Origin of the sequence: Georgenia sp. M64, from assembly GCF_038049925.1 — a bacterium.
Taxonomy (GTDB): Bacteria; Actinomycetota; Actinomycetes; order Actinomycetales; family Actinomycetaceae; genus Georgenia.
Window position 1 is genome coordinate 3,186,930 of sequence record NZ_CP145809.1, and the last position, 12,632, is coordinate 3,199,561.

Here is a 12,632-nt window from a genome sequence, read left to right on the forward strand (position 1 = left end):
CTCAGCTCACCCTCACTCGGGGGTCGAGGGCGGCGACGAGGACGTCGGAGAGCATCGCCCCGACGAGCACGCACACGCCGCCGAAGGCCGCGACGGCCACCGACCCGTTGACGTCCTGGCCCTGGAGCGCCTGGACGAAGTAGATGCCCATGCCGTGCCAGCCGTAGACGAGCTCGGTGAACGTGGCACCGAGCACGAGCGTGGCGATGGTGAAGGCGAAGTAGGTCCCGGTCGGGATCAGCGCCGTGCGCAGGGCGTGGCGGCGCAGGGCGACGTTCTGGCGCAGGCCCTTGGCGCGGGCGGTCCGGACGTAGTCGGCCCCGAGGGTGTCGAGCATGAGGTTGCGCTGGATGCGGCTGTAGGAGGCGATCCCGCCCACGGTCAGGGTGATCGTGGGCAGCAGCAGGTGCTGGAGGCGGTCCCACAGCGGTGCGAGCGCGCCGTCGCCGTGCCGCCCGGTCTCGCCGAGGAACTCGAAGAACTGGGTGCCGGTGCTCTGGTTGAACTTCACCGCGAGGATCTGCAGGACGACCGCGATGACGAGGATCGGCGTGGAGATGACGACGAGGGAGCCGAGGGTGATCATCCGGTCCCCGACGCTGTACTGACGCGTCGCGGTCCAGGCCCCGAGGGCCACGCCGATGGTGATCCCCAGCAGCGACCCGATGGTCACCAGCCGCAGGGAGACCCACGCCCGGGTGCCGATCTCGTCGTTGACGAACTCCCCGAACGGGCTGCGGCCCCAGTCCCACGAACCGAGGACGCCGGTGAGCCAGATCCAGTACCGCTCGAGCACCGGGGTCTTGTCGTTGAGGTTGAACGACGTCAGCGAGCTCTCGATCGCGGCCGGGTCGATCGGCGGGTTGCGCATCTCGTACAGGCTGCGCGGGTCGAGCTGCGTGGCCGCGAGCACGTACACCAGCGAGATCGCGATGAAGAGCAGGACCAGGTAGTTCAGGAACCTGCGAGCGAGGTAGAGGAGCATGGGGTGGCTTTCGTGCTCAGGAGGGACGCGGGTGGCCGCCCGGTGGGACGGGCCGCCCGGACCTCACCGACGGGGGGTTCCGCTGGCTCGGAATGTGATCCACGCCATTGGTGACATCGAGACAGATTACATGCTCGTTCATGACCATCATGTTTCGGCCGACCGGTGTCCTGAGATGCCGCGCGACGGCGCGCGGCAGGACCCGGGGCGACGGCGCCCACGCACGATCCCGCCTCGGTGCGGGCCTCCCGCGAGCGTGCGTCCGGTGCCGGCGACGAGCCCGGTGGCGACGCCGGCCGGGCCCGTCCAGGATGCAGGCCGGGGCCGCCCGCCGTGGCGGGCGGCCCGGCTCTCACAGCTCCAGGCTGGCTCCGGGGATGGCCGCGAGGAGCTCCTGTGTGTAGGCCTGCTTCGGGTGGTCGAAGACCTCGTCGGTGCTCGCCATCTCCACGATGCGGCCCTTCTCCATCACCGCGACCTCGTCGGCGATCTGCCGGACGACGGCGAGGTCGTGGGTGATGAAGAGGTAGGTCAGCCCCAGCTCGGTCTGCAGGTCGTTGAGCAGGGTGAGGACCTGCGCCTGGACCAGCACGTCCAGGGCGGAGACGGCCTCGTCGCACACCACGAGGCTGGGGTTCAGCGCCAGTGCCCGCGCGACGGCCACGCGCTGACGCTGCCCGCCGGAGAGCTCGTTGGGGTAGCGACGCATGGTCGAGGTGGGCAGCGAGACGAGCTCCAGCAGCTCGGCGACGCGCTTGGCGCGCTCCTTCTTGTCGCCGACGCCGTGGACCCGCAGCGGCTCCTCGATGACGCGGAAGATCGAGTACATCGGGTCGAGGGAGCCGTAGGGGTTCTGGAAGACGGGTTGCACCTGGCGGCGGAAGTCGAACAACTCCTTGCGGTCGAGGGAACCGACGTCCGTCCCTTCGAAGATCACCGAGCCCTCGGTCGGCTCGAGCAGGTTGAGCATGATGTTCGCGACCGTCGACTTGCCGGAGCCGGACTCCCCCACCAGGGCCGTCGTACTGCCGCGGGGGATGGCGAAGGAGACGTCGTCGACGGCCTTGAAGTCCGTGCCCGCGCCGGGTCGTGCTCCGCGCAGGTGGAAGACCTTGGTGAGGTTACGGACCTCGACGATGTTCGCGGCGCGGGCGACCTGCTCCTCGTCGTGCGCGAGGAGCTCCTTCGACTGCTCACCGCGCTCGTGCGCGCTCTGGATGCGGCGCGAGGCGAGCGAGGGCGCCGAGGCGACCAGCCGCTGGGTGTACGGGTGCTGCGGGTCGGCCAGGATCTGGCGGGAGGGCCCCGACTCCACGACGCGCCCGCGGTGCATCACCACGAGATGCTCGGCCCGCTCGGCGGCCAGGCCGAGGTCGTGGGTGATGAAGAGAACCGCCACCTCGCGCTCGCGGGTGAGCTCCTCCAGGTGGTCGAGGATCTTCTTCTGGACCGTGACGTCCAGGGCGGAGGTCAGCTCGTCGGCGATGAGGAGACGGGGCTCACCGGCCAGGCCGATGCCGATGAGCGCCCGCTGGCGCATGCCGCCGGAGAACTCGTGCGGGTACTGCTTGGCCCGGCGCTCCGCATCGGGCAGGCCGGCCTCGGCGAGGACCTCGGCGGCCCGCGCCTTCGTGTCGGCGCGGTTGTGCGTCACGCCGTTGGCGCGGAGCGTCTCCTCGATCTGGAACCCGATCTTCCAGACCGGGTTGAGGTTGGTCATCGGGTCCTGCGGGACGAGCCCGATCTCGCGTCCGCGCAGGTGCTCGATCTCCGCGCGCGAGGCGGTGGTCAGCTCCTTGCCGGCGAACTTGATGGAGCCGCCGACGACCTTGCCGGTGCCGGGGAGCAGGTCGATGATCGCGTGCGCGGTGGTGGACTTGCCGGACCCCGACTCACCCACGATCGCCACCGCCTGACCGGGGTAGATCGTGAGGTTGGCCTTGCGGACCGCCGGGACCATGCCGGTGCTGGACTGGAAGGCGACCTCGAGGTCGCGGATCTCCAGGAGCGGGACGTTGGGGTCGACCGTCGTGGCCGCCTCGGTCGCGGTCGTCGTCGTGCTCATCGGTTCCGAACCTTCGGGTCGAGGGCGTCGCGGACGGCGTCACCCATCATGATGAATCCGAGCACCGTGAGGGCCAGCGCTCCGGCGGGGTAGAAGAGCACCTCCGGTCGGGAGCGGAGCGAGGCCTGGGCCTTGGAGATGTCTCCGCCCCAGGAGACGATGGAGGGCGGCAGCCCGATGCCCAGGAAGCTCAGGGTGGCCTCGGCGACGATGAACGTGCCGAGCGCGACCGTCGCGTAGACGATGATCGGCGCGGCCGCGTTGGGCAGGATGTGGCGGACCAGCGTGGCGAGCTTGCTCATGCCCAACGACTTCGCCGCCGTGACGTAGTCGTTGTTCTTCACGCTCATCACCGAGCCGCGGGTGATGCGGGCGATGGACGTCCAGCCGAAGGCGGCGAGGACCGCGACCACGGTCATCGTGGCCCGGCTGTCGCTGAAGAGCTGCATGATGACGATGGCCGCGAGGACGATCGGGATCGCGAAGAAGATGTCCGTGATGCGGGACAGGATGGTGTCGAACCAGCCGCCGAAGAACCCGGCGATGGAGCCGACGACGGTTCCGATGAGGAGCACCGCCAGGGTGGCCAGCACGCCGACCGTCACCGAGGCGCGGGCGCCGTAGACGGTGCGCGCGTAGATGTCGCAGCCCTGCCGGTCGTACCCGAAGGGGTGTCCCGGAGCGGGGTCGCCGAGGCTGTTGCTGAGCTCGCAGAACCGGGGGTTCTGCGAGGTGAACAGGCTCGGGAACGCCGCGACGACCACGACGAGGACGATGATGACAGCGGACACCCAGAAGATCGGTCGGCGTCGCAGCTTCTGCCACGCCTCGCTCCACAGGCTCGAGGGTGCGCCGGTGTCCTGGACCGCGTCGACCGCGCCGAGGCCGGTCTCGTCCAGGTCGGCGAAGAAGTGCTCCTGGTGGCGCCGGGCCGCCACGGGCTCGGGGCCGTGCAGGGCGTTGGTGTGGACGATGTCAGGCATAGCGGATCCTCGGGTCCAGGACGGCGTAGAGCAGGTCCACCAGGAGGTTGGCGACGATGTAGATCATCACGAGCACGGTTGTGAGGGAGACGACCGTGGCCGACTCCCCCTGGATGATCGCCCGGAACAGCGTGCCGCCGACCCCGTTGATGTTGAAGATGCCCTCGGTGACGATGGCGCCGCCCATGAGCGCCCCGAGGTCCGCACCGAGGAACGTGATGACGGGGATGAGGGAGTTGCGCAGCACGTGCACGGTGATCACGCGGTTGCGGGGCAGGCCCTTCGCCGTCGCCGTCCGAACGTAGTCGGCCGACATGTTCTCCGCGACCGAGGTGCGGGTCAGACGCAGGACGTACGCGAACGACACCGCGCCGAGGACGATGGCGGGCATGAGGAGGCTCCGGAAAGTGGCGTCCCCCCCGACCGTCGTCGGCAGCCAGCCGAGCCGGACGCCCACGGCGAACTGCAGGACGAAGCCGATGACGAAGGTCGGCACCGCGATGACGAACAGGCTCGTGACGAGCGCGGTGCCGTCGAAGACCCCGCCCTTGCGCAGCCCGGCCCACAGGCCCACGGCCACGCCGAGCACGGCCTCGAAGACCAGCGCCATGACGGCGAGCTTGAACGTGACCGGCAGGGCGCCCTTCACCACGTCGAACACCTCGCGGCCGGAGAAGGTCAGGCCGAAGTCGAGGGTGAGGATGCCCTTGAGGTACAGGAGGTACTGGACGAAGAACGGCTCGTCGAGGTTGTACCGCTCCCGGATCTGCTGCTGGACCGCCTCGGGCAGCCCGCGGTCGCCGCCGAGTGCCGCGACGGGGTCGCCGGGCATGGCGAACACCATGAAGTAGATGAGCAACGTGGCCCCGAGGAACACAGGTATCACCTGCAGGATCCTGCGCCCGACGTACCAGAGCATCCGGTCGCCTCCTAGTGAACGAGCAAGAAGATGGCCGCGACGGGGGAAGTGCCGCCGCGTGCGAGGTACGACGATACGTCGTCGCCCGGCCAGGGACATAGACGGGGGCGGGACCGCAACGGCCCCGCCCCCATCGTCGGTGACACTTACGCGTCGGGCGTCAGCCCTTCGTCACCTGGTACATCAGCGGGACGCTGTTCCACGCGAACTCGACGTTCTCCACGCCCTCGGCCCAGCCACCGTTGACGTTGGAGTACCAGAGCGGCACCTGCGGAAGGTCCTCGAACAGGATCTCCTGGGACTGCTGCAGAAGCTCGATGGCCTCCTCCGGCGACTCGGCGGCGTTCGCCTGGTCGATGAGGGTGTCGAAGTCGGGGTTGGCGTACTGGCCGTCGTTCGAGCCGGCGTTGGTGTAGAAGAGCGGCCCGAGGAAGTTCGACAGCGCCGGGTAGTCGGCCTGCCAGCCGGAGCGGAACGCCCCGGTCATGGCGGCGGCGTCACGGTCGTCGAGGAGCTCGGCGAACGTCGGGTACGCCTCGCCCTCGGCGTCGATGCCCAGCGTGTTGCGGATGCCGTTGGTCACGGCGTCGACCCAGGCCTGGTGACCGCCGTCGGCGTTGTACGCGAGGGTGAAGGTGCCCGTGAAGGGCTCGATCTCCTCCGCCTGGGCCCACAGGTCCTTGGCGATGTCGGCGTCGAACTGCGTGACCTCGTTGCCGGGGATGGAGTCGGACCAGCCGTCGATGACCGGGGAGGTGAAGTCGACCGCCGGGGTGCGGGTCCCCTGGAAGATCGTCTCGGTGATCTGCTCGCGGTCGATGGCCCGGGAGATGGCGGCGCGGCGGAGCTTGCCCGCCTCGCCGGACCACTCGGGCAGGTACTCCGGGAAGGTGAAGCCCTGGAAGATGGCAGCCGGCTGGTTCACCGAGCGCCCCTCGAGCTCGTCCTCGTAGGTGCCGAAGGCCGAGTCCGGGATCGCATCCATGACGTCGAGGTTGCCCGCGAGCAGGTCGTTGTACGCGGCGTCCAGCGTGTCGTAGAAGACCACGTCCACGCCGCCGTTCTGCGGCATCCGGTCACCCATGTAGTCCGGGTTCGGGACCAGCGTGACGCCCACGTTGTGCTCCCAGGCACCCTCGCCGTCGAGCATGTACGGGCCGTTGCCGATCGGGTTCTCGCCGAACGCCTCCATGTCCTCGAAGGCCGACTCGGGCAGCGGCGCGAACGCCGTGTAGCCCAGCCGCAGCGGGAAGTCGGACTGCGCCTCGTTCAGGCGCACCGTGAACGTCAGGTCGTCGACGACCTCGAGGCCGGTCAGCTCGGAGTCCTCGTCGTAGGAAAAGCCCTCGATCGGCTCGAAGAAGTAGCTGTTGGGCTGAGCGTTGCTCAGCAGCGCGCCGTAGTTCCAGGCGTCCACGAACGACTGGGCCGTCACGGGGCTGCCGTCGGAGAAGGTCCAGCCGTCCTCGAGCGTGATCGTGTAGGTCTGGTTGTCCTCGGACTCGATGGACTCGGCGACCTCGTTGTGGACGGCGCCCTCGGCGTCGTAGTAGACGAGTCCGGCGAAGATCATGTCGGTGATCTTGCCGCCACCGGTCTCGTTGGTGCTCGTCGGGATGAGCGGGTTCTGCGGCTCCACACCGTTGAGGGTGATGATCTCGCCGCTCGCCGCGCCATCGGCAGCAGTGGTCTCCTCGCCGCCGCCCTCCGCATCGCCGTCTCCGGAATCGGTGCCGCTGCATGCGGCCAGCACGAGCGAGCCGGCAAGGATCGATGCCGCCACGCTTGTCATACGCCTGGTCTTCAATGTTCCTCCTGATGGGTGAGCACGATGCTCTCCGGCGCCGACCGCCGGGACCCGCCGCAGCCGGAGCGTGCGAGGGCGCCCCGGTGGAGGCGCGGATGCGGAAACGATAGGTCGGTCACGCCGCCACGAATGCCCCCGGCATGGATCGTTACGCGATCGTGACCACATTGTGAGAATCCTGACACGAGCCATTCACAGGACGCGTTCGTGGGACTAAGGTCCCGGTCGGCGACGACGCCGCCCCGAGTGACGGGGGCGTGAGGTTGCGGCCGGCGCAGACCTCCCCGAGGGTGGACGGGTCCATGCAGTCAAGACAGAGGGAAGACATGCTCACCCTGACCGACACCGCCCAGGCCGCCGTCCGTGACATCACCGCGCAGGCCGGGCTGCCCGCCGAGGGCGGCATGCGCATCGCCACGACCGAGAACGACGACCAGCTCGAGCTCACGCTGGTCCCCGCCCCCCAGCCGGCCGACGCCGTGATCGAGGACGACGGCGCCCGCGTGTTCGTCGCGGAGGACACCGCTCCCCTGCTCTCGGGCCACGCCCTCGACGCCGGCGCGACCGAGCAGGGCGTGGGCTTCGCGCTGCGCCCCCAGGAGTGACTGCGGCGCACAGCTGACGAAGGGGCGGCCCGGTCTGCGGACCGGGTCGCCCTCGTCTGTCCACCGGCCTGTCGCCGGGGCGAGCGGCGCGCCGGACCCTCGCACCCCAGCCGGTTCGACTCAGCGCGGCCGGACGTCGAACCGCCGGTTCGCCAGGCTGGGGTTGTCCGTGCGAACCCGCGCCACGTCGTCGGGACGCAGTTCGACGACGGCGTGCCCGGGCTCCTCGCCCAGTTCGGCGAGCACCTGCCCGGCGGCGTCCACGACCATGCTCCGGCCCGTGCACCGCGGCCCGGTCATGCCCGCCCCGACCACGTAGGCGGTGTTCTCGATCGCCCGGGCCCGGAGGAGGGTCCGCCAGTGGTCGGCCTTGAGCGGGCCGGCCACCCAGGCGGCCGGCACGAGGAGCACGTCGGCACCGGCGTCGACGAGGAACCGTGCCATCTCCGGAAAGCGGAGGTCGTAGCAGGTCATGAGGCCCAGCCGCAGGCCGCCTGCGGTCACGACCGTCGCGACCGGGTCGGCCGCCCGCAGCCGGTCGGACTCGCGGTCGCCGAACGCGTCGTAGAGGTGGACCTTGCGGTAGGCGGCCAGCAGCGTGCCGTCCGGGCCCAGGGCGACGAGGGTGTTCGCCGGGCGCTCGCCGTCCGTGCCACGTTCCAGCACACCCGCGACCACGGTCACCCCGTGACTGCGGGCGTGCCCGGCGAGACCGGTGACGAAGGGACCGTCGAGCGGCTCGGCGTCCGCGGCGAGGGAGGCGGCGTCGGGCAGCGGGTCGTACGCCATGGCGTACTCGGGCAGGACCACCGCCTCGGCACCGTCCCGGGCCGCGGCCGCAATGAGGTCGCCCGCACGGGCGAGGTTCGCCTCCTTGTCCCGGGTCGCGGCGAGCTGGGCGACGCCGACCCGCAGCCCGCTCACCCCCGCACGTCCCAGGTGTGGTGGGCGACCTCGTGGAGGGCGTAGCGGCCCAGCGACGTCGCGGTGAACGCCGCCCCGTCCGAGCGACGGCCGGGCCGATCGCGCTCCTCGGGCCGAACGGCGTCCAGGGCAGCGGCGAGGTCCGCACCGGCGTCGGCGAGCTCCGTCCACACCGAGGCCGGGTCGGCCCCCACGTACCCCGCGGCGGCCGCGTCCTGGTCCCAGTCGGCGAAGACCGGGTCGTCGTCGGCGAGCACGGCGTCGAGGCGGGTGCGCATGAGCCGGCAGACGTCGCGCACGTGGCAGGCGTACTCCAGCGGGGACCACGTCGCGGCGTCGGGGCGCTCGCCGGCGTCGAGACGTGCCAGCACGCCCTGCCACCGGGGCAGGAGGTCGCGGAGGAAGGCTCCGAGGTCCTCCGACGCGACGGCGCGGGCGTCGAACCCGCACTGCGGGCAGGGGCGCGTGAGGACCCAGGTCCAGTCCTTGGTGTCCGGGGCGATGTCCATGACCCGAGGATGCCGCCTCCGCGCGCCACCGCGCACCCCAGCGGCTACGTTGACCGCATGACGGCAGCACGGAGCGACCTCGTGGCCATCCCGGCCCGCGCGGTGGACCGCGCGATCCGCCTCTACCAGGAGCGGCTCTCGCCGCGGAAGGGCTGGTCGTGCGCCTACGGCGTGGCCCACGGCGACGCCACCTGCTCGGGCGCCGTGCGCGACATCGTCGCCCGGCGCGGCGTCGTGCGCGGGACCGTGCCGGTCGTCCTGCAGTTCCTCGCCTGCTACCAGGCAGCGAGCATGCTGCGGCAGCACAACGTGCAGGGCGTCTGCTGCTGCGGCGGCATCCCGATCCCGTTCAGGTTCTAGCGGCCCGGGCTGCTCGTCCCGTCCCACCTGCGGCGGCCTACCCGACCTCCCACCACGGGACGTCGTTGCCGGCGGACGGAGCTCACGGTCGCCGTCAGCCCGGCCATGGTGACGACGACCTTGCCGGCGCGGGTTCGGCCCTGCTCGACGATGTTGTCGGTCGTCAGCCGGAACGGCAACGTCCTGTCGATGACCGGACGCAGCACCCGGGCGTCGCCTGCCGTCGCTGCTCGGGGTCGGGGCCCTCGCCCTGAGGCCGAGCCTCGGCTGTCTCAGAGCCGTCTCGTGGCGATGAGCGTTGTCCCGTACACCGCGTCGACGTCCTTCCGCCTGGTCTCGACGAACCCGACCTTGGCCAGCACCCGGCGAGAAGCGGTGTTCCAGTCCCAGACCGTGGCCCACAGACGTCGATACCCGGACGATCTCGCCCAGTCCAGAACCGCCGACGCGGCCTCGGTCGCGTATCCCTGGCCCCAGAACCGGCGGAGCAGCTCGAACGCCAGCTCCGGCTCACCCGCTGGTCCGCGTCCGCTGTCGATCAGCCCGCAGTAGCCGATGACGTCACGAGAGACCTTCCGCTCGACCGCCAGCAGGCCGATCGACGATGTCGCGTGCGTGCGGATCGACTCCTCGAGGTCGGCGATCGAGGGGCGGCCATCGGCGTCGATCCGGCGGTGCGGCGGCACTCGTGGGTCGCGTTCGCTCCACATCTCACGCTGGACGCCGGCCTCGGCCACCCGCCAGGGTCGGAGCAGCAGGCGATCCGTCTCGAGCACCGCCGCGCGGTCCGGGGTCGCTCCGCCTGCCATGACAACAACCCTCTCACCGGCGAAGGTCGTGGCACTGCGAGGGACCGTCCCGGACCGCCGCCGCGCCGTACCGCAGGGGGACCCCGCTGCGGGATCGCCGCCCGCTCCCCGGCGCGTCGGGGTCTCGAACCCGCGGTGCGGCATGATCGGCAGGTGCCGTCCTCCGTCACCTCGATGACCGATCCCGCAGGGAACATCTTCGCCTGCGTGCCCGGTGTCATCGCCTCGGCCGAGACCTGGGTGCTGCTGCACGGTACTGACGGAAGAGAGACCGATCTGCTGCCCATCGCAGACCGTCTCGTCCCAGGGGCAGCGAAGATCGCCCCCCGCGGAACCGTCAGGACGCCAGGCGGATACGCACACTTCCGCCGGCACCCGGACCGCAGCCTCGACGACGACGACCTGCGAGCCCGTGCAGAACCCTTGGCGGCGCTGATCAACCACGCGTCGACAACGATGCACCTACCCCGACGATCCGTCGTCCTGGGCAACTCGAACGGTGCGATCATGGCGGCAACACTCATCGAGGCCTACCCCGACCTCTTCGAGGCCGCCGTCCTCCTCCGTCCACTCACACCCTTCCCCGAGCAGCCGGTCCGTGTACGGACACCGATACCGGTCCTGATCCTGGACGGCGCCCACGATGACCGGCGTCTGCCTGGCGACGGGCAGCTTCTCGCTGACCGGTTGGTGAGCGCCGGCGCGCTCGTGACCCGCGCCGTTCTGCCCACCGGGCACGCGATCAGCACCGTCGACGAGCAGGCCATCAGTGCCTGGCTCGACGACGTCCCTCTCCGGGCGAGGCGGTCCCCCCTCTGACCACAGTGCTCGTCCAAACGGTCCAGAAGCAGTCGCGTGGAACCGTGCAAGCCCGAGTTCGCCGGTCCTCGCAGCCGAACACGCGCACATCGGCGAGTGCGTTCAAGGCGATACGCGGTCGGCGGTCGGTGCCGTGACCCCTGTGCTTCGATGGGGCGATGACCAGTCAGGACAGGGAGCTGCGCGTCGCCAGTGCCAGCCGTGACATCTCGGCCAGTGCCGGCCAGATCTTCGAGCTCATCGCCGACCCGTCGCAGCAGCCTCGCTGGGACGGCAACGACAACCTGTCCGAGGCGCCTACAGGTCAACGAGTCCGCGCCGTGGGCGATGTCTTCACCATGACGCTCACCGGAGGACAGGTCCGTGAGAACCACGTGGTGGAGTTCGACGAGGGTCTCCGCATCGCGTGGCGACCCGCGGAGCCGGGTCATGAGCCGCCGGGCCACCTGTGGCGATGGGAGCTCGAGCCGATCGACTCGTCGCGTACGCGGGTTACCCACACCTACGACTGGACGCAGCTGACCGATGACAGCCGGGTCTCTCGCGCGCGGGCAACCACGGCAGAGAAGCTTCAGAACTCCCTGAACCGACTCGCGGCCCTGGCCGAGGGCCGGTAACCGCGAACGCTCCTGGGCGTAGCGCGCGACAGGTCGCGCCGCGCGGCGGGACCGCGCCGAGTTTCGCACCATCGGCGTCTGTCCCGAGCTTCTCTCAATGACGGCCCCGCGTGACGACCTCTCCGTTGAGGCTCTTGCCCTGTCGTCGCTACGTGAGGCTTCTTCGTCACCCCCGTCCGGCCGGAGGCACGCCACGATTCACACGTTGAAGCGGAACGAAATCGCCCGATATTGGCAGGTCGCGATCGTCGTCGGTAGACGTCGAAAATGCGCTCTGACCTGCACTGACGCGACTATCGGACCGTTGGGTCTGGTTGGTCGTCATCGGCCTCCGCCGGACTTCTTGCGGACTGTTTGCGGACCGCTGGGCTCACGGTGCGGCCCTGGCGACGGCCGCTTCGTAGAGCGTCCGGGCGACCTGCTCGGCCTTCTCTGTGCCGAGGAACGAGGTTGCCCGGCGAGGTGCGCAAGCACGACGTCGAGGCGTGCCTCCACCAGGGCGACGACCGTCGCCTGTGGACGCGGGTGAGCGGGGTCAGCGCCACGGCACCTCCCCGATCACCGCGACCGCCGGGCCGCTGCGGACGTTGTCCAGGAAGGCGGAGCGCTCGCCGAACTCCTCGGTGGTGAGGATCGTCGGGTTCACGGGTCGGTGCACCGCGGCCTCCGCCCGGGTGCACGCCTCGTCGACGGCGTCGATGTCGGGCTCACCGACCACCATGACGTCGATGTCGTGCGGTGCCGGGCCGGCATCCCCCAGCATCCGGGCCGCGAAGGAGCCGTAGAGGAACGCCGACTCGATCCGGTCGATGTGGGCGAGCTCCTCGGCCAGGACCACCACCGGTCCGGTCGCGACCATGAGGATCTCGCGAAGGGGGTTCACCAGCGGGCTCGCGTCGTTGGCGCGGAGCAGCCTCGTGCGGCCCACCTGCCGCTCGCTCAGGATGCCCGCCCCCAGCAGCCGCGCGACCTCGCGGTGCGCGGTCGGGTACGCCAGAGCGGCTTCTTTGGCGAGATCGGTGATGCTCAGCTCGTCGCCGGTGAGCAGCAGCGTCGAGAGCAGGCGCGCCTGGCCGTCCGACCGGAAGATCGGAGCCAGGAGCGGCGCCTCGGTTCTCATATAACTGAGGTCAACCTCCACGATGTCGACAGCCAACGCCGCGTTCCGGTCACCGCTAGATCGCGCATCGTTGCGCGCCACCGGCGCCTACGTGGCTTCCGGCCGTGGGC

General features: G+C 70.3%; 13 protein-coding genes. 4 read left to right on the forward strand and 9 right to left on the reverse strand.

Annotated elements, in window-relative coordinates:
* Position 1: 1 nt before the first annotated feature.
* The 5 genes from AAEM63_RS14220 to AAEM63_RS14240 all read right to left on the reverse strand — a co-directional run bounded on the left by AAEM63_RS14220 (position 2) and on the right by AAEM63_RS14240 (position 6,744).
* On the reverse strand, positions 2–985 hold the full coding sequence (locus AAEM63_RS14220; protein ID WP_341358901.1) for an ABC transporter permease: 984 nt from the start codon (positions 983–985) through the stop codon (positions 2–4).
* Between the two features lie 352 nt (positions 986–1,337).
* Complete coding sequence (locus tag AAEM63_RS14225) at positions 1,338–3,050, reverse strand: ABC transporter ATP-binding protein (RefSeq protein WP_341358902.1); 1,713 nt, start codon at positions 3,048–3,050, stop codon at positions 1,338–1,340.
* Entirely contained in the window at positions 3,047–4,033 is a 987-nt protein-coding gene (locus AAEM63_RS14230; protein WP_341358903.1) for an ABC transporter permease, read from the reverse strand. Before AAEM63_RS14230 ends, AAEM63_RS14225 begins: the two co-directional genes overlap by 4 nt.
* Entirely contained in the window at positions 4,026–4,952 is a 927-nt protein-coding gene (locus AAEM63_RS14235) for an ABC transporter permease (protein WP_341358904.1), read from the reverse strand. Before AAEM63_RS14235 ends, AAEM63_RS14230 begins: the two co-directional genes overlap by 8 nt.
* 160 nt (positions 4,953–5,112) lie before the next feature.
* A complete protein-coding gene (locus AAEM63_RS14240; protein WP_341358905.1) occupies positions 5,113–6,744 on the reverse strand; it encodes an ABC transporter substrate-binding protein in 1,632 nt (543 codons plus the stop codon).
* A gap of 341 nt (positions 6,745–7,085) precedes the next feature.
* On the opposite strand from AAEM63_RS14240, the gene AAEM63_RS14245 reads away from it, so the two are divergent.
* Positions 7,086–7,364: a Fe-S cluster assembly protein HesB gene (locus AAEM63_RS14245; protein ID WP_341358906.1), complete on the forward strand. Its 279-nt coding sequence runs from the start codon at positions 7,086–7,088 to the stop codon at positions 7,362–7,364.
* Positions 7,365–7,484: 120 nt separating this feature from the next.
* On the opposite strand, the gene AAEM63_RS14250 is transcribed toward AAEM63_RS14245, so the two are convergent.
* On the reverse strand, positions 7,485–8,288 hold the full coding sequence (locus AAEM63_RS14250; RefSeq protein ID WP_341358907.1) for a carbon-nitrogen hydrolase family protein: 804 nt from the start codon (positions 8,286–8,288) through the stop codon (positions 7,485–7,487).
* On the reverse strand, positions 8,285–8,797 hold the full coding sequence (locus tag AAEM63_RS14255; protein WP_341358908.1) for a DinB family protein: 513 nt from the start codon (positions 8,795–8,797) through the stop codon (positions 8,285–8,287). Before AAEM63_RS14255 ends, AAEM63_RS14250 begins: the two co-directional genes overlap by 4 nt.
* 57 nt (positions 8,798–8,854) lie before the next feature.
* On the opposite strand from AAEM63_RS14255, the gene yidD reads away from it, so the two are divergent.
* Positions 8,855–9,157 (forward strand): membrane protein insertion efficiency factor YidD, encoded by a 303-nt coding sequence (yidD, locus tag AAEM63_RS14260; protein WP_341358909.1) that lies wholly within the window; start codon positions 8,855–8,857, stop codon positions 9,155–9,157.
* A gap of 272 nt (positions 9,158–9,429) precedes the next feature.
* Here yidD and AAEM63_RS14265 read toward each other — a convergent pair whose 3' ends face one another.
* The gene (locus tag AAEM63_RS14265) at positions 9,430–9,966 is read right to left on the reverse strand and encodes a GNAT family N-acetyltransferase (protein ID WP_341358910.1); all 537 of its coding nucleotides are present in this window, start codon (positions 9,964–9,966) and stop codon (positions 9,430–9,432) included.
* Between the two features lie 153 nt (positions 9,967–10,119).
* Between AAEM63_RS14265 and AAEM63_RS14270 the strand changes: the two genes are divergently transcribed.
* Positions 10,120–10,785, forward strand: coding sequence for a hypothetical protein (locus AAEM63_RS14270; protein WP_341358911.1), 666 nt, complete (start codon positions 10,120–10,122; stop codon positions 10,783–10,785).
* Positions 10,786–10,943: 158 nt separating this feature from the next.
* Positions 10,944–11,402 carry an SRPBCC family protein gene (locus AAEM63_RS14275; RefSeq protein ID WP_341358912.1) on the forward strand — a complete coding sequence of 153 codons (459 nt, stop codon included), beginning with the start codon at positions 10,944–10,946 and terminating at the stop codon, positions 11,400–11,402.
* A 535-nt stretch (positions 11,403–11,937) separates the two neighbouring features.
* Here AAEM63_RS14275 and AAEM63_RS14280 read toward each other — a convergent pair.
* On the reverse strand, positions 11,938–12,558 hold the full coding sequence (locus AAEM63_RS14280; protein ID WP_341358913.1) for an ArsR family transcriptional regulator: 621 nt from the start codon (positions 12,556–12,558) through the stop codon (positions 11,938–11,940).
* Positions 12,559–12,632: the final 74 nt, after the last annotated feature.